Annotated in this window: 14 protein-coding genes and 8 tRNA genes; 8 read left to right on the top strand and 14 right to left on the bottom strand. The window is 37.8% G+C overall.

Annotated features, from left to right (window positions below; genetic code table 11):
* Positions 1-26: 26 nt before the first annotated feature.
* The 10 genes from iscU to A9501_RS02975 form a co-directional block, all read right to left on the bottom strand.
* Positions 27-410, bottom strand: a complete 384-nt coding sequence (iscU, locus tag A9501_RS03020) for a Fe-S cluster assembly scaffold IscU (protein ID WP_005626962.1) — start codon at positions 408-410, stop codon at positions 27-29.
* Positions 411-467: 57 nt separating this feature from the next.
* Entirely contained in the window at positions 468-1,682 is a 1,215-nt protein-coding gene (locus A9501_RS03015; protein WP_065264875.1) for an IscS subfamily cysteine desulfurase, read from the bottom strand.
* Positions 1,683-1,752: 70 nt separating this feature from the next.
* Positions 1,753-2,208, bottom strand: coding sequence for a Fe-S cluster assembly transcriptional regulator IscR (gene iscR, locus A9501_RS03010; protein WP_005630093.1), 456 nt, complete (start codon positions 2,206-2,208; stop codon positions 1,753-1,755).
* A 56-nt stretch (positions 2,209-2,264) separates the two neighbouring features.
* The gene (trmJ, locus tag A9501_RS03005) at positions 2,265-2,984 is read right to left on the bottom strand and encodes a tRNA (cytosine(32)/uridine(32)-2'-O)-methyltransferase TrmJ (protein WP_065264874.1); all 720 of its coding nucleotides are present in this window, start codon (positions 2,982-2,984) and stop codon (positions 2,265-2,267) included.
* A gap of 119 nt (positions 2,985-3,103) precedes the next feature.
* Positions 3,104-3,179, bottom strand: a tRNA-Lys gene (locus A9501_RS03000).
* Positions 3,180-3,202: 23 nt separating this feature from the next.
* A tRNA-Lys gene (locus A9501_RS02995) sits at positions 3,203-3,278 on the bottom strand.
* 47 nt (positions 3,279-3,325) lie between these two features.
* Positions 3,326-3,412, bottom strand: a tRNA-Leu gene (locus A9501_RS02990).
* Between the two features lie 4 nt (positions 3,413-3,416).
* Positions 3,417-3,492 (bottom strand) — tRNA-Gly (locus A9501_RS02985).
* Between the two features lie 153 nt (positions 3,493-3,645).
* Positions 3,646-4,203, bottom strand: a complete 558-nt coding sequence (pgsA, locus tag A9501_RS02980; RefSeq protein WP_005625600.1) for a CDP-diacylglycerol--glycerol-3-phosphate 3-phosphatidyltransferase — start codon at positions 4,201-4,203, stop codon at positions 3,646-3,648.
* Between the two features lie 100 nt (positions 4,204-4,303).
* Positions 4,304-4,906, bottom strand: coding sequence for a peroxiredoxin C (locus A9501_RS02975; protein ID WP_005625599.1), 603 nt, complete (start codon positions 4,904-4,906; stop codon positions 4,304-4,306).
* A 137-nt stretch (positions 4,907-5,043) separates the two neighbouring features.
* Between A9501_RS02975 and metC the strand changes: the two genes are divergently transcribed.
* The gene (gene metC, locus A9501_RS02970) at positions 5,044-6,231 is read left to right on the top strand and encodes a cystathionine beta-lyase (protein ID WP_065264873.1); all 1,188 of its coding nucleotides are present in this window, start codon (positions 5,044-5,046) and stop codon (positions 6,229-6,231) included.
* 48 nt (positions 6,232-6,279) lie between these two features.
* Here the strand turns inward: metC and A9501_RS02965 are convergent, their stop codons facing one another.
* Positions 6,280-6,831 carry a hypothetical protein gene (locus A9501_RS02965; RefSeq protein WP_065264872.1) on the bottom strand — a complete coding sequence of 184 codons (552 nt, stop codon included), beginning with the start codon at positions 6,829-6,831 and terminating at the stop codon, positions 6,280-6,282.
* A 163-nt stretch (positions 6,832-6,994) separates the two neighbouring features.
* Here A9501_RS02965 and mpl point away from each other — a divergent pair, with 163 nt between their 5' ends.
* A complete protein-coding gene (gene mpl, locus A9501_RS02960) occupies positions 6,995-8,356 on the top strand; it encodes a UDP-N-acetylmuramate:L-alanyl-gamma-D-glutamyl-meso-diaminopimelate ligase (RefSeq protein WP_065264871.1) in 1,362 nt (453 codons plus the stop codon).
* Positions 8,357-8,463: 107 nt separating this feature from the next.
* The gene (locus tag A9501_RS02955; RefSeq protein ID WP_065264870.1) at positions 8,464-8,970 is read left to right on the top strand and encodes a DUF2301 domain-containing membrane protein; all 507 of its coding nucleotides are present in this window, start codon (positions 8,464-8,466) and stop codon (positions 8,968-8,970) included.
* A gap of 51 nt (positions 8,971-9,021) precedes the next feature.
* Here the strand turns inward: A9501_RS02955 and znuA are convergent, their stop codons facing one another.
* From znuA to mltA, 3 genes are all read right to left on the bottom strand, one after another.
* Positions 9,022-10,047 carry a zinc ABC transporter substrate-binding protein ZnuA gene (gene znuA, locus A9501_RS02950; RefSeq protein ID WP_065264869.1) on the bottom strand — a complete coding sequence of 342 codons (1,026 nt, stop codon included), beginning with the start codon at positions 10,045-10,047 and terminating at the stop codon, positions 9,022-9,024.
* A 177-nt stretch (positions 10,048-10,224) separates the two neighbouring features.
* A complete protein-coding gene (gene tcdA, locus A9501_RS02945) occupies positions 10,225-10,995 on the bottom strand; it encodes a tRNA cyclic N6-threonylcarbamoyladenosine(37) synthase TcdA (protein ID WP_065264868.1) in 771 nt (256 codons plus the stop codon).
* The gene (gene mltA / locus A9501_RS02940; protein WP_065264867.1) at positions 10,995-12,107 is read right to left on the bottom strand and encodes a murein transglycosylase A; all 1,113 of its coding nucleotides are present in this window, start codon (positions 12,105-12,107) and stop codon (positions 10,995-10,997) included. Before mltA ends, tcdA begins: the two co-directional genes overlap by 1 nt.
* 185 nt (positions 12,108-12,292) lie before the next feature.
* On the opposite strand from mltA, the gene A9501_RS02935 reads away from it, so the two are divergent.
* The 5 genes from A9501_RS02935 (at position 12,293) to A9501_RS02915 (ending at position 15,060) form a co-directional block, all read left to right on the top strand.
* Positions 12,293-12,369, top strand: a tRNA-Met gene (locus tag A9501_RS02935).
* Positions 12,370-12,499: 130 nt separating this feature from the next.
* A complete protein-coding gene (gene rlmKL / locus A9501_RS02930; protein ID WP_065264866.1) occupies positions 12,500-14,635 on the top strand; it encodes a bifunctional 23S rRNA (guanine(2069)-N(7))-methyltransferase RlmK/23S rRNA (guanine(2445)-N(2))-methyltransferase RlmL in 2,136 nt (711 codons plus the stop codon).
* Between the two features lie 148 nt (positions 14,636-14,783).
* Positions 14,784-14,860: transfer RNA gene (locus tag A9501_RS02925), tRNA-Arg, on the top strand.
* 26 nt (positions 14,861-14,886) lie between these two features.
* Positions 14,887-14,962 (top strand) — tRNA-His (locus A9501_RS02920).
* A 21-nt stretch (positions 14,963-14,983) separates the two neighbouring features.
* Positions 14,984-15,060 (top strand) — tRNA-Pro (locus A9501_RS02915).
* Positions 15,061-15,084 lie beyond the last annotated feature (24 nt).

Here is a 15,084-nt window from a genome sequence, read left to right as displayed (position 1 = left end):
GTCAAAACCGACCGCACTTTTTCATATTATTCGCCTTTTTTGGATTTGTAATCAGCAATTGCCGCTTTAATTGCATCTTCCGCTAAAATGGAACAATGTACTTTCACTGGTGGCAATTCTAACTCTTCTGCAATTTGACTATTTTTGATTGCGCCTGCTTCTTCTAAAGATTTACCTTTAACCCACTCTGTAATTAATGAGCTAGATGCAATAGCAGAACCACAACCATAAGTCTTGAATTTTGCATCTTCAATAATGCCGTTATCATTTACTTTAATTTGTAGCTGCATTACATCACCACAAGCCGGTGCACCTACCATGCCAGTACCAACATTGCTATCTTTTTTATCCATAGAACCCACATTGCGCGGATTTTCATAATGATCGATTACTTTTTCGCTATAAGCCATTTTAACTTTCCTTTTTTAAATCCTTGAGAAACGCCATTTCATAATAGCAGTTAAATCCTAGTGAGCAGACCACTCAATTGTACTAAGGTCGATACCTTCTTTAAACATATCCCATAATGGCGATAATGCACGAAGTTTTTCCACCGCACCTTTTACTAAATTAATAGTGTAATCAATTTCTTCTTCAGTGGTGTAACGGCCAAGTGTAAAACGAATTGAACTGTGTGCCAATTCATCATTTAAACCAAGTGCGCGCAATACATAAGATGGCTCTAGGCTAGCTGATGTACAAGCAGAACCAGAAGATACAGCGATATCACGCAACGCCATCATTAAAGATTCACCTTCAACATAGTTAAAGCTAATATTTAAATTACTATCTAAACGGTGCTCCATTGAGCCATTTACGTAGGTTTCTTCAATATCTTTTAAGCCATTATATAAACGATCACGAAGAGCTTTTAAACGAGGCATTTCTGATGCCATTTCTTCTTTTGCAATTCGATAAGCCTCGCCCATTCCCACGATTTGGTGGACAGGTAATGTACCTGAACGCATACCACGCTCATGGCCACCGCCATGAATAATCGCTTCTAAACGGATACGTGGTTTACGACGAACGTATAACGCACCAATACCTTTAGGCCCATAAAGTTTATGGCTAGACATAGATAATAAATCAGCAGGCAACTCTTCCAAATTAATCGCAACTTTGCCCACACTTTGAGTTGCGTCCACATGGAAAATCGTTTTATTTGCACGACAAAGCTCACCAATAGCTTTAATATCTTGCAACACACCAATTTCATTATTGGCATGCATAATTGAAACTAAAATAGTATCTGGACGAAGTGCGGCTTTAAATTTTTCTAAATCAATTAAACCATCAGACTCGGGTGATAAATAGGTCACTTCAAAACCTTCGCGCTCTAATTGACGACAAGTATCTAAGACGGCTTTATGCTCAGTTTTGCAAGTGATGATATGTTTACCTTTAGTTTGGTAAAAATGCGCAGCGCCTTTAATTGCAAGGTTATCTGATTCTGTCGCACCAGAAGTAAACACAATTTCACGAGAATCGGCACCAATAAGATCCGCAATTTGATTACGAGCCACATCAACCGCTTCTTCTGCTTGCCAACCAAATTTATGCGAGCGAGAAGCTGGGTTACCGAATGTACCGTCAATGGTTAAAAATTCCATCATTTTCTTCGCAACACGCTCGTCCACAGGACAAGTTGCTGCATAGTCTAAATAAATAGGTAATTTCATTTTTCACTCCTAAATCATTCTAAATTTGACCGCACTTTAATGCATTTTGCACTGTACGGACTACTTTCCTTTATTGATTAACAATTAATAAATTCTCAAAATCGCTATGAGTTTGGCGTTTTGATTCGCGTTTACTCACCAATTCAGCCAAAGTAATTTCATTGAGAAAACTTTCAATGCGATTACTCAGATCTTCCCACAATGTATGAGTTAAACATTCTACGCCATTTTGACAATTTCCACGACCAAGACATTTTGTCACATGAATATTTTCATTTACCGCTGAAATAATCATTCCCACTGAAATTTGGTCACTTGGTAAACCTAGCTGATAACCTCCACCAGGTCCACGAACACTTTTTACTAATCCATCACGACGTAATTTAGCAAAAAGTTGTTCTAAATAAGATAGCGAAATATGTTGACGTTCAGAAATATCTGCAAGGCTCACAGGACCTTTTTCTGCATTTAAAGCGATATCTAAAACCGCTGTGACTGCATAACGACCTTTCGATGTAAGTTTCATAAAGTGTTCCTAAAAAGTGATGTTGCAATATTTACATATCCTACTAAATCAGTCAATTAATCTAAATCAAGATCAATCCGTTTTTCGACCGCACTTAGCATGCCATTTAAAATATTTAATTCATTTTTTTCAAGTTGAGCGCGATAATATAAACGCTTTAATTTTTGCATAACACCTTGATTTTGAATGAATCCAAGTGATTGATATACACGTTCCGTGTGGTCAAAAAAATAAGCGAGTTGTTCTGCTGTTGGATAGTTTTGTTCTATTAAAGAAAGTGAATTTTCCTTCTTATCTTTAGCTAAAAATGCCATACGCAATTCATAGCTTACCAACTGTACCGCCATTGCCAAATTTAAAGAAGGATAATCAGGATTAGCTGGGATATTCAAATGGTAATGACATTTCAACAATTCTTCATTCGTTAATCCAATACGTTCACGACCAAACACAATAGCTATCTTGCCTTCATGCGCTACAACTTTTTCCGCGCATTCTCGAGGCTCGATCAATGTACTTTGCAAATGACGTAAACGAGCACTTGTTCCAATCACTAAAGAGCAATCATAGACAGCTTCATCAAAACTATCGACAACTCTGGCATTTTTTACTATATCTTCTGCGCCAGCTGAAAGAACATAAGATTGTTCATCAACAGATTTTGGTGAAACAAGACAAATCTGGGTCAATCCCATTGTTTTCATTGCTCTAGCAGCAGAACCAATATTACCGCTATGCGAAGTCTCAATTAAAACAATACGAATATTTTCCAACATAATGATGCCCGACTAAAATTTAAGGGTATTCTACCACAATAACCGCTAAAAATAGTCAAGAATTTAAGCAAATTAAAGAAATTTAAAATATTAGAGATGAATAATAATAAAAATAAGGATGGTGGGTTGTGAGAGGCTCGAACTCTCGACCGACGGATTAAGAGTCCGCTGCTCTACCAACTGAGCTAACAACCCAACTGGACAACTAAATCAGAGAGTGGTGGGTCGTGAAGGATTCGAACCTTCGACCAACGGATTAAAAGTCCGCTGCTCTACCGACTGAGCTAACGACCCATAAATTGATTTTAAATATTTTTAAAATCTTCAGATTTGGTTTTAAATGGTGCCCGAAGCCAGACTTGAACTGGCACGCCTCGAAAGGCGAGGGATTTTAAATCCCTTGTGTCTACCGATTCCACCACTCGGGCAAATTGGAGCGGGAAACGAGGCTCGAACTCGCGACCCCGACCTTGGCAAGGTCGTGCTCTACCAACTGAGCTATTCCCGCATTTATCGCTAATCAGCTTGCTGATTGACAACGGGGCGTATTTTACGGTTTTATAGTCTTGTGTCAAATAAAAAAATAAAAAAAAGCTTTATTTGATTAAAAATAAGACAAAATAATAAAAGTACGCTAGAAAATATCGCACTTTATCCAAAATTAGAGTTTTAGGTCATCTAGTAGGCTACCTTTTGCTGCCTGTAAATATTGGATCATTGACCATACTGTTAAAATGGCTGCGATGTAAAGCAAGATTATAGCGGCAATTTCCATATAGTTATTGTAACGCCATAATAATCCGCCTAGGGCTAACATTTGTGCGGTTGTTTTCCATTTTCCCCACCAAGAGACAGCAACTTTACTACGCTCTCCGAGTTCAGCCATCCATTCACGTAATGCGGAAATAATAATTTCGCGAGAAATCATAATAATCGCAGGAATCGTAATCCACAGAGAGTGTTGATATTCAACGATGAGAACCAAGGCGGCGACAACCATTACTTTATCCGCAACAGGATCCAAAAAAGCGCCAAATCTTGTAGTTTGTTTCCATTTACGAGCCAAATAACCATCAAGCCAATCAGTAACACCGGCAATAAAGAATATGAATGTAGTAATAAAAGGGGAGGATTCGATAGGTAAATAAAATGCAATCACGAAAAACGGAATCAGGATTACTCGAAACATCGTTAGGAAAATAGGAATATTAAATTTCATAGAAATGAACCGCTCTTGGTGTTAGAGATACACCTATTCTAAAGTATCTAAGAATATAAAAAAAGCCACATTATGTGGCTTTCTTATAAATAATTACGGATTAAAGTTTATCAGCGTTTTGTTTTAAGTATTTTGCAACGCCTTCAGGGTTATCTTTCATCCCTTCTTTACCTTTTTCCCATTGAGCAGGGCAAACTTCACCGTGATCTTCATGGAATTGTAATGCGTCAACCATACGTAACATTTCATCGATGTTACGACCTAATGGAAGATCATTTACTACTTGGTGACGAACGACGCCATTTTTGTCGATTAAGAATGAAGCGCGTAATGCAACGCCTGCTTCTGGATGTTCAATACCGTATGCTTGAGCGATTTCGTGTTTTACGTCTGCCGCTAATGCATATTTAACTTGGCCGATACCACCATTTTCAGTTGGGGTGTTACGCCATGCATTGTGAGTGAATTGAGAGTCGATAGAAACACCAACGACTTCTACGCCACGTTTTTTGAATTCTTCATAACGGTGGTCAAATGCGATTAACTCAGAAGGGCAAACAAAGGTAAAGTCTAATGGGTAGAAAAAGATTACTGCAGCTTTTCCAGCAATGTGTTTTTTAAAGTTGAAGTTATCAACGATTTCGCCATTGCCTAATACAGCAGATGAAGTAAAATCTGGTGCTTGACGGGTTACTAATACCATAGTCATAATTCCTATATAAAGTTAAGTTGAAGTTTTGCCACACAAAATAGCGGCGTGATTTTATTTGAAACGCCGACATTTTTATACTCGATTTTATCTATTAAAGCAATTAATCTTATCTAAAATAAGGTGGAAATATGCAACAACACAATCTATCAACAACATTTGTCCATGCAGGGCGTAAAAAACGTTTTTCACAAGGATCTGTAAACCCCGTTTTACAGCGAGCTTCTTCATTAGTATTTGACAGTATTGAAGATAAAAAACACGCGACTCAACATAGAGCAAAAGGCGAATTATTTTATGGCCGAAGAGGGACGCTAACACATTTTGCGTTACAAGATTTAATGTGCGAAATGGAGGGGGGCGCAGGCTGTTATCTTTATCCTTGTGGTGCAGCAGCAGTAACTAATTCGATTCTTTCTTTTGTAAAAACTGGCGATCATGTATTAATGAGCGGTGCAGCCTACGAGCCAACCCAAGATTTCTGTAATATTGTGCTGAAAAAAATGCAGATCGATACAACTTATTACGATCCTCTTATTGGTGTTGATATTGCAACGCTTATTCAACCGAATACAAAAGTACTTTTTTTGGAGGCACCGAGTTCTATCACAATGGAAATTCCAGATATTCCTACTATTGTGAAGGCTGCAAGAACGGTAAACCCTAATATTGTGATTATGATTGATAATACTTGGGCAGCGGGAGTTTTATTTAAAGCGTTAGAGTATGACATTGATATTTCTATTCAAGCGGGTACGAAATATTTAGTGGGGCATTCAGATATTATGATTGGTACCGCCGTTGCAAATGCGCGAACTTGGGATCAACTGAGAGAACATTCCTATTTAATGGGGCAGATGGTGGATGCGGATTCTGCTTATACGACCGCTCGTGGTATTCGTACATTGGGTGTACGATTAAAACAACATCAGGAAAGTAGTATTAAAGTAGCAAAATGGTTGAGTGAGCAACCAGAAGTAAAAACTGTGTACCATCCAGCCTTACCAAGTTGCCCTGGTCATGAATTCTTTTTACGAGACTTTAGTGGTAGCAGCGGTTTATTTTCTTTTGAATTAACTAAGAGATTGACATCGGAACAAGTCTCAAATTTCATGGATCATTTTCAACTTTTCACTATGGCTTATTCATGGGGAGGATTTGAGTCTCTAATTCTTTGTAATCAACCAGAAGAAATTGCACATATTCGTCCGAATATTAAACGTAACCTTACAGGTTCGTTAATTCGTGTGCATATTGGCTTTGAAGATGTAGATGAATTGATTGCAGATTTAAAAGCTGGATTTGAGCGAATTGCCTAAAAGTGCGGATAAAAAAATGCCTGTTTTATACAGGCATTTTTTATAGGATTATTTTTGTTCTGACACTAAGCCAACTTTCGAACCGTCAGCAAAATGTACCGAAGTCCCAATAATGTCTACTTGGATATTTTTCCCTTGTTGCAAGTGTGGACGAATTTGAGAAAGCACGGCTTCTTCAGTTGTTGATAATGTTACTGTTTCGCTAGCTTTTGGTGCAATTGTTTTTCCAAATTGTAATGCTGGAAGATTTGCCACATAGAATGGTTGGTTATTTTCTTTATAAACAGTTAACCATTGCGCTTCTAAAATAGCTTTATTGCTTAAGTTTGTAATTTCATAAGTGATAGAAAACGATTTTAAATCATCTGTTACAGAAACATTTGTTACTTTTACATTCGCAACTTTTAGAAATTCTGCATTTGCTTGAGTGATTAAATCATCGGTTTTTACTTGAGGTTGTTGTACTGATTGTTGAGCTGGTTGAGTAGTTTCTGTTGCTGCAGGTTTTTCTGCTACTTTTTCTTCTTTATCGTTACAAGCTGTTAATGCAATTGAACCTGCGATGATACTTGCAAAGAGAAAAGATTTATTAAATTTCATTGTAAATTCCTTCATTATATTTTGTTAGTTAAGTTGTACTCGTTTTTTAAGGGCCCAATTATAGCCTATGTGAGCCTTTATGACAGTCTTTTATTTTGAAAGTTCATAGAAGTTGTTTTATTATACTTTTCATTTTCCTTGATAAGTTAAGTAGAGAAGTACAATGAAACATATTCATATCTTAGGTATTTGTGGGACATTTATGGGCGGCGTGGCGATGATTGCTAAACAAATGGGCTATCACGTGACGGGTTCCGATACTAATGTTTACCCTCCAATGAGCACTTTTTTAGAAGAGCAAGGTATTCAGATTATTTCAAATTATGATGTTGCACAATTACAACCTGCGCCTGACATGGTAATCATTGGTAATGCGATGAAGCGCGGTAATCCTTGCGTAGAATATGTGTTGGAAAATAATTTGAAATACACATCTGGTCCTCAATGGTTACATGATCATTTGTTACGCGATCGTTGGGTATTGGCGGTTTCTGGTACGCATGGAAAGACAACCACAACAGGCATGTTAACGTGGATTTTAGAACAAAATGGCTTAAAACCAGGCTTTTTAATCGGTGGAATTGCAGGTAATTTTGGCATTTCAGCTCGTTTAGGAGATAGTCCTTATTTTGTTATTGAAGCTGATGAATATGATACAGCTTTCTTTGATAAACGTTCGAAATTTGTACATTACAATCCGCGTACACTTATCGTAAATAACATTAGTTTTGATCATGCAGATATTTTTGATGATCTTAAAGCGATCCAACGCCAATTTCATCATATGATTCGAACTATTCCGGCAAGTGGCTTGGTATTAAGTTCGGCGAGTGAACAAAGTGCAAAAGAAACGCTGGCATTGGGATGTTGGTCGCAACAACAATTTTTAGGCAAAGATAATGAGTGGTTTGCTGAGCGTATTACAAATGATGCCTCACATTTTGCGGTTTTCCATCATGGTGAAAAAGTGGCAGAAGTAAAATGGAATGTAGTGGGACAACATAATATGCATAATGCTTTAATGGCAATCGCAGCTGCTCATCATGCGGGTGTATCGATTGAAGATGCATGTAAAGCATTAGGATCTTTTGTAAATGCTAAACGTCGTTTAGAAGTAAAAGGTGAAGTTAATGGCATCATCGTTTATGATGATTTTGCTCATCATCCAGAAGCTATTCTCGCTACGCTAACCGCTTTACGAGATAAAGTGGGGGGCGGCGTGCGAATTCTTGCAGTGCTTGAACCTCGTTCTAACACAATGAAAATGGGCGTTCATAAAGATGAAATTGCGCCTGCACTTGGCCGAGCTGATGAAGTGTTTATGCTTCAACCAGAACAGCTTCCTTGGGAAGTGGCAGATATTGCAAACCAATGTGTACAACCTGCCTATTGGAATGCAAATTTAGATCGATTAGTCGATATGATTGTCGCTGAGGCCCAACCTACAGATCACATTTTGGTGATGTCTAACGGCAGTTTTGGTGGCATTCATCAAAAAATTCTTGATAAGCTTAAACAGAAATAATAAAAGTGCGGTTAATTTAGAAAATATTTTTAAGTTGACCGCACTTTTTATTGAGTTGACGTAACATCTATTTTTAATTTGTAATTTATAAAAGGAATCTTTGTAGAATGGCTGATCCACATATTAAATCACCGATGGATTTTTTAGATAATCTGACTGTCATTATTTATCGCTTTGGCTTTGTGATAGCAGCGTTGGCTCTTCTTGCCATGAGTTGGTATCCAGATTTATCACTCACCTTTATATTAATTGCGGCAACTTGCTGTGCCTCTTCATTACATATTTATCTCAAATCCTTCAGATTGCTTTTTCAATTTGCGACTTGGATGGGATTACTTTTTTATATTAATCATTATCCCGCTTTAGCCCTTGGCGGTGCGTTACTTACTTTAGGTGGTTTGTGTTTTAAAGAATATTTTTGTTTCCGCGTACCTTTGCTAAATTTACAGCCGATATTTGTGGCTTGCTTGTGGTTTTCATGGGTGTTAAATAATCTTATCGCATTACGCATTTTTTCTATTATTTCTGGCGTATTACTTTTAGTTTTAGCGATACAAAAATGGCGAATGCCTTTGCATTTTGATATTGGAGACAAAACAAAATATCAAATTTAGAAAAAGAAAATGACCGCACTTTTATGTGCGGTCATTGTTTTTTAGAAAGGTTTATTTAGCTAAACATTCCATGTAACTATCTGCGGTAGATTGCAAGAATGTTACATAAGAATTTTTGCCTAAATTGACTTTATCGCCAATTGGATCGAGTTGTCCTACATTGACTTTAGTATTTTGAGCTAAAGATTCAATCACTTTCGGCGTAAATTGTGGTTCTGCAAATAAGCAATTTACTTTATGTTCTGCGATTTCTTCTTTAATGTGCGCTAAAGTTTTTGCACCTGGCGCAACTAATGGATTGATGGTGAAGTAACCCGTTTGTTTTAATCCATAAGCATCGTTGAAATAACCATAAGCATCGTGGAAAACGTAGAAACCTTTATCTTTAACGTTCGCAAGTTGTGCTGTGATTTTTTCACCTTGTTCTGCCAAAGTGCGGTTAAAATCTGAAAGATTTTGTGCAATCAAATCTTTTTTATCTGGGAATTGTGCAGTTAATTTATCCGCTACTTTTTGTGCAACAATTTTGCTGATAGCTGGAGAATACCAAACGTGCCAGTTTGTTGTTAAACCTTCGTCATGATCATGGTGATCGTGGTCATGGTCGTGATGTTCATGAGCATGGTCATGATGTTCATGCTCGTGCTTATGATCATGGCCGTGTTCATGTTCGTGTTTGTGTTCATGCTCATGTTTATGATCGTGATCGCCATCTTCATGGAAATGCTCGTGGTGAGCTTTACTTAATAAAGGTTCAACATCCGCAAGATCGGCAATGGTAATCACTTTTTTACGTTCAATTTGGCTAATTGGTTTGTCTAAGAATGAATCAACGTCTTCACCAATCCATACAACTAAATCTGCAGATTTTACTTTTTGAATATCAGATAATTTCAAATTGTAGTCATGCGGAGATGCTCCAGCAGGAACAAGGACTTGTGTGCCAGTTACGCCATCTGCAATAGATGAAACAATAAAACCTAAAGGTTTTACTGATGCCAATACATCGGCATTCGCCATCATTGGCGCACTTAAAAGTGCGGCAGAAACGGCGCTAATTTTTAAAAGTTTTTTCATATTTCTGTTTCCTTACTTGTTGGTAATAATTCTCAAAGGGAAAAAGAGTACGCCTTTTTATATAAATTGCAACGACTTTATAGAGAACCTGAGGGAAAATTTTTCATTTTCAAAGTAAATAGGTTTCATTCGATAAAAAATGCACATTTATGGTCAATGTGCATTTTCAAGAGGTGATTAAGATTTTTTCTTTAGTAATTTATCTATTACACGAGAAACGGCAAAAAAACCAAAGGTTGCTGTAATCATCGTGGCTGCACCAAACCCATTTGCGCAATTCATTGTGGCAGAAATAGAACACCCTTCTGTCATTTGTGGGAATATTAGAGGTTGTGTTGAAAATACCGCGTCGATACTAAATTTACGCTTTGGGTTTTGGCTAAAATTGTAATCCTTGCGTAAAACTGACCGCACTTTAGCGAGCAGCGGATCTTGAATAGTTTTACTGAGATCGGTAATTTGAATTTGGGTTGGATCAGTTTGACCGCCTGCACCGCCAATAGTAATCACATTAATTTTGTTACGTTTACAATAAGCAATCAGCGACGCTTTAGTTTTTACATTGTCAATAGCATCGATGACATAGTCATAGCCTCGATTGAGGTAATCCGATTGATTCTCTAGTGAGATAAAATCATCAATAATATTGACGGTACATTCTGGGTTAATTAATTTTACTCGCTCTGACATGACTTCAGTTTTTAATTTACCGATTGTGCCGCTCATCGCTGGAAGTTGGCGATTGATATTTGTGACGCAAATATCATCCATATCAATTAATGTGAGTTCACCAACGCCTGAACGTGCTAAAGCCTCTACGACCCAAGAACCCACGCCACCAATGCCTATTACGCAAATATGGGCTTTGCGTAGGCGCGCGAGTCCATCAGGTGTATAAAGTCGACAAATACCGCCAAATCGCTGTTCATAATTGTCCACTGGAGCCATTATTGTAACACCCATACTCGGCCATAGTGTTTTGATAATCCCGCAATATGGCCTGCTTGATCACCAATGCCACGATATAAGTCAAAGTGGTGGCCTTTCACCGCACCGCCCACATCAAGTGCAACCATTAAATGCAATTTGTGTGTACCAAGCCAGTTTCCGTTATTATCAATGTCAGGCACTTCGACTAAAAGAACAGTACCAGATGGTACAACGCTACGATCTGATGCCACAGAAGCCATTGGTACAAGTGGTACGCCTGCAGAACCTTTTACTTTGCCACTCGGATCATTTTTAAAGAATACATAAGAAGAATTACGTTCTAACAAACTTTGTACGCGAGAAGGATTACGATTGCCCCATTCACGAATTGCTTGAATAGACATTTTCTCTTTTGGTACTTCACCATCTTCAACTAATAAACGACCAACGGCAGTGTAAGGAAAGCCATTTTGTCCTGCATAAGCGAAGTAATTAAGGTTGCCATCACCAAAATCTACATAACCGCTGCCTTGTACCCCAAGTAAAAAGTTCTCTAACATGGAATCACTATATGCTAATTCTAATCCTTGACCCGCTAATGCACCGGCATAGATTTGCGCACGGCTAAAACGTTTATTTGCTGGCATGCGATAAATTGGATTTTGGAATTGACCTTGCGGTGAATGGCGTGCATGAAGGACAGGAGAGTAGTAGCCTGTCATCAAAACATTTTGATATCCATCGAACCCACGCATAATTTGCGGGTGAATTCCAAATTTAGAAAGATCACTTACATTGGCGCCAGAAAGTACCCAATTCGTAATTTTTTCATAGTTGCCATAGAAACGATCAGATAGTTTGCTTGAATAACTTTGTACATTTGAAAGTTGCGTTAAAAAATCGCCCTGATTAATGACCGCACTTTGGTTTTCAACTTGAGAAACTGGCATAAACACAGCTTGTTGATAATTACGACCGGAATATTTCGCACCAAATTGTTGAGGATCGCTGCCATTTGAGGTGGTGGGAATTTGAGTTTTTGTTGTATTAGAAGAACCACAGGCAACTAAAAGTGCGGTTGTCACTGCAATAGAAAATGTTTTTAATGAGAAAAATTTTCGAACTGACATTTTGAATCCTGAATAAGCTTAAATAAGGCTGCATACGCTATCAAAAATCCTTCAATACGACCAGTGTTATTTAGTCAAGTTGATTAATAAAAACTCACATTGAACATTTTATTAACAAATGAAACATAAACTTTTGTTTAATTCTTGCAAAAAAATATTAATAGCGTATAGTGCACTACATCAGACGCGGGGTGGAGCAGCTTGGTAGCTCGTCGGGCTCATAACCCGAAGGCCGTCGGTTCAAATCCGGCCCCCGCAACCAACAAATTCTAAAGCCCTGATTTAAGAAAATCAGGGCTTTTCTCTTTACAGTTTAACTCGCTGTGATGATCTCAATTAGATCATCTTTTTCTATGCTATAATCCCTCAAAATTTTCAAAATCGGTACCTAAATGAAACAATTATTTGCAACGACTTCTCGTGGCTTTGAAGAATTATTAAAAGTTGAACTTACTGAACTTGGCGCGCAAGAGGCAAAAGTGGTTCAAGGTGGCGTTCATTATCAAGCTGATGATGAAACTTTATACCGCACTTTGCTTTGGTCACGCCTTGCTTCACGCATTTTATTTCCTTTGATTGAAACCAAAATTTACAGTGATTTAGATCTTTATGCAGCTGTTTCAGGTTTTAATTGGTTAGCGCAATTTGATGAACGAGTTACCTTCTTTGTTGATTTTAATGGAACCAACCAAGAAATTCGTCATACCCAATTTGGTGCGATGCGCGTTAAAGATGGAATTGTCGATTACTTTGAACGTCAAGGTAAAACTCGCCCTGATGTAGATAAAATTCATCCGGATGTGCGTATCCATGCTTATTTGAACCGTGAAAATTTAGTGATTTCTTTAGATTTAAGTGGAGAAGCATTACATTTGAGAGGCTATCGTGAGGATGCCGGTCAAGCGCCCTTACACGAGACTTTAGCAGCTGCAATTGTTATGCGTTCGGGTTGGCAACCGGGTTCTCCATTAGTAGATCCAATGTGTGGTTCAGGTACGCTTTTAATTGAAGCGGCGCAAATGGAAGCCAAAATTGCGCCGCAACTTTATCGTTTACATTGGGGATTTGATTTTTGGAAAGCGCATAATCAATCGGCTTGGGAAAAGGTAAAAAATGAAGCGATTGAATTAGCGGAAGAAAAACAAAGTGAAATTCAACCGCACTTTTATGGATTTGACCTCGATCACCGCGTATTAAAAAAGGCGCAGAAAAATGCACAAAATGCAGGCGTTTCACATTTAATTAAATGGCAACAAGGTGATGTTGCAGCGTTGAAAAATCCTTGTTTAAATGAAGTCGGTACGGTTATCTGTAATCCACCTTATGGGGAACGTTTAGGAACAACACCAGCGTTAATCGCGCTCTATTCTGTATTTGGGCAACGACTTAAAAAAGAATTTTGCGGTTGGAATGTTTCTGTTTTTAGTAGCGAATCCACATTGCTTGATTGTTTGAGAATGCGTGCTAGCCGACAGTTTAAAGCAAAAAATGGCCCATTAGATTGTGTGCAAAAGAATTATCAAGTTTCAGAACGAAAATCTGATGAAATTACGGCTGAAAATGAACTAGAATTTAACCGCACTTCGGAGGTGGCAACCGATTTTGCTAATCGATTACAAAAAAATATTAAGAAAATTAGTAAATGGGCAAAGCAACAAGGATTAGACGCTTATCGTTTATATGATGCCGATTTGCCTGAATATAATTTAGCCGTCGATCGTTATGCAGATTACATTGTTGTGCAAGAGTATGCGGCGCCGAAAAATATTGATGAAAATAAAGCGCGTCAACGTTTATTGGATGCTGTTACTGCAACTTTGCACGTTACAGGTGTAGAAACGAATAAGTTGATCCTCAAAGTTCGTCAGAAACAAAAAGGTACCAATCAATATGAGAAATTAGCCAATAAAGGTGAATACTTTTATGTGAATGAATATGGCGTGCAACTTTGGGTAAATTTAACGGATTATTTAGACACTGGCTTATTCTTAGATCACCGTTTAACAAGAAAAATGATTGGTGAGTTGGCAAAAGGTAAAGATTTCTTAAACTTATTTGCTTATACTGGCTCAGCAACTGTTCATGCAGCACTTGGTGGTGCTAAATCGACAACTACCGTTGATATGTCTAATACTTATCTTAATTGGGGGGAACAAAATCTTATTTTGAATGATATTGAAGGTAAACAACATAAATTAATTCAAGCAGATTGCCTTCAATGGTTAGAAAAATGTGATCGTCAATTTGATTTGATATTTGTGGATCCACCGACGTTTTCGAATTCTAAACGTATGGAAGAGAGTTGGGATGTTCAACGAGATCATGTGAAATTGATGAGAAATCTAAAACGAGTTTTGTCAAATAATGGTACAATTGTTTTCTCGAATAATAAACGTGGATTCAAAATGAATTTAGTTGCGTTGGAAGAATTAGGTTTAAGTGCGGTAGAAATTTCGCATAAAACGTTACCGTTAGATTTTGAACGTAATAAACAAATTCATAATTGTTGGATGATTCAACATATATAATGATTTGCTAAGTTGTAAAAATAGTCGAAAAAATAGTGAATTTTAAACAAACTGAATAAAAAACTATCGCTCAAACATTTTTTTTCAAAAAGTGCTAGACAAGGTTTTATTAAATCATTAATATACGCCTCCGCAACGACGCAATAACGCGTTCGTAGCTCAGTTGGATAGAGCGTTGGCCTCCGGAGCCAAAGGTCGCAAGTTCGAATCTTGTCGAGCGCGCCAGGTCAGTGCAATAACAACTTTTAATGGTGGCTATAGCTCAGTTGGTAGAGCCCTGGATTGTGATTCCAGTTGTCGTGGGTTCGAATCCCATTAGCCACCCCATCTTATCTTTATAAGATCTGACGGCGAGTAGCGCAGCTTGGTAGCGCAACTGGTTTGGGACCAGTGGGTCGTAGGTTCAAATCCTATCTCGCCGACCACTTTATTTTGCTCTTTAACAATAT

Source organism: Haemophilus sp. CCUG 66565, from assembly GCF_001679495.1.
Lineage (GTDB): Bacteria > Pseudomonadota > Gammaproteobacteria > Enterobacterales > Pasteurellaceae > Haemophilus > Haemophilus haemolyticus_K.
This window is presented reverse-complemented; position numbering and strand designations above follow the sequence as displayed.

Coding starts and splice junctions, on each gene's coding strand:
- iscU (WP_005626962.1), bottom strand. CDS start 410: ATGGCTTATAGCGAAAAAGTAATCGATCATTATGAAAATCCGCGCAAT.
- A9501_RS03015 (WP_065264875.1), bottom strand. CDS start 1,682: ATGAAATTACCTATTTATTTAGACTATGCAGCAACTTGTCCTGTGGAC.
- iscR (WP_005630093.1), bottom strand. CDS start 2,208: ATGAAACTTACATCGAAAGGTCGTTATGCAGTCACAGCGGTTTTAGAT.
- trmJ (WP_065264874.1), bottom strand. CDS start 2,984: ATGTTGGAAAATATTCGTATTGTTTTAATTGAGACTTCGCATAGCGGT.
- pgsA (WP_005625600.1), bottom strand. CDS start 4,203: ATGAAATTTAATATTCCTATTTTCCTAACGATGTTTCGAGTAATCCTG.
- A9501_RS02975 (WP_005625599.1), bottom strand. CDS start 4,906: ATGGTATTAGTAACCCGTCAAGCACCAGATTTTACTTCATCTGCTGTA.
- metC (WP_065264873.1), top strand. CDS start 5,044: ATGCAACAACACAATCTATCAACAACATTTGTCCATGCAGGGCGTAAA.
- A9501_RS02965 (WP_065264872.1), bottom strand. CDS start 6,831: ATGAAATTTAATAAATCTTTTCTCTTTGCAAGTATCATCGCAGGTTCA.
- mpl (WP_065264871.1), top strand. CDS start 6,995: ATGAAACATATTCATATCTTAGGTATTTGTGGGACATTTATGGGCGGC.
- A9501_RS02955 (WP_065264870.1), top strand. CDS start 8,464: ATGGCTGATCCACATATTAAATCACCGATGGATTTTTTAGATAATCTG.
- znuA (WP_065264869.1), bottom strand. CDS start 10,047: ATGAAAAAACTTTTAAAAATTAGCGCCGTTTCTGCCGCACTTTTAAGT.
- tcdA (WP_065264868.1), bottom strand. CDS start 10,995: ATGGCTCCAGTGGACAATTATGAACAGCGATTTGGCGGTATTTGTCGA.
- mltA (WP_065264867.1), bottom strand. CDS start 12,107: ATGTCAGTTCGAAAATTTTTCTCATTAAAAACATTTTCTATTGCAGTG.
- rlmKL (WP_065264866.1), top strand. CDS start 12,500: ATGAAACAATTATTTGCAACGACTTCTCGTGGCTTTGAAGAATTATTA.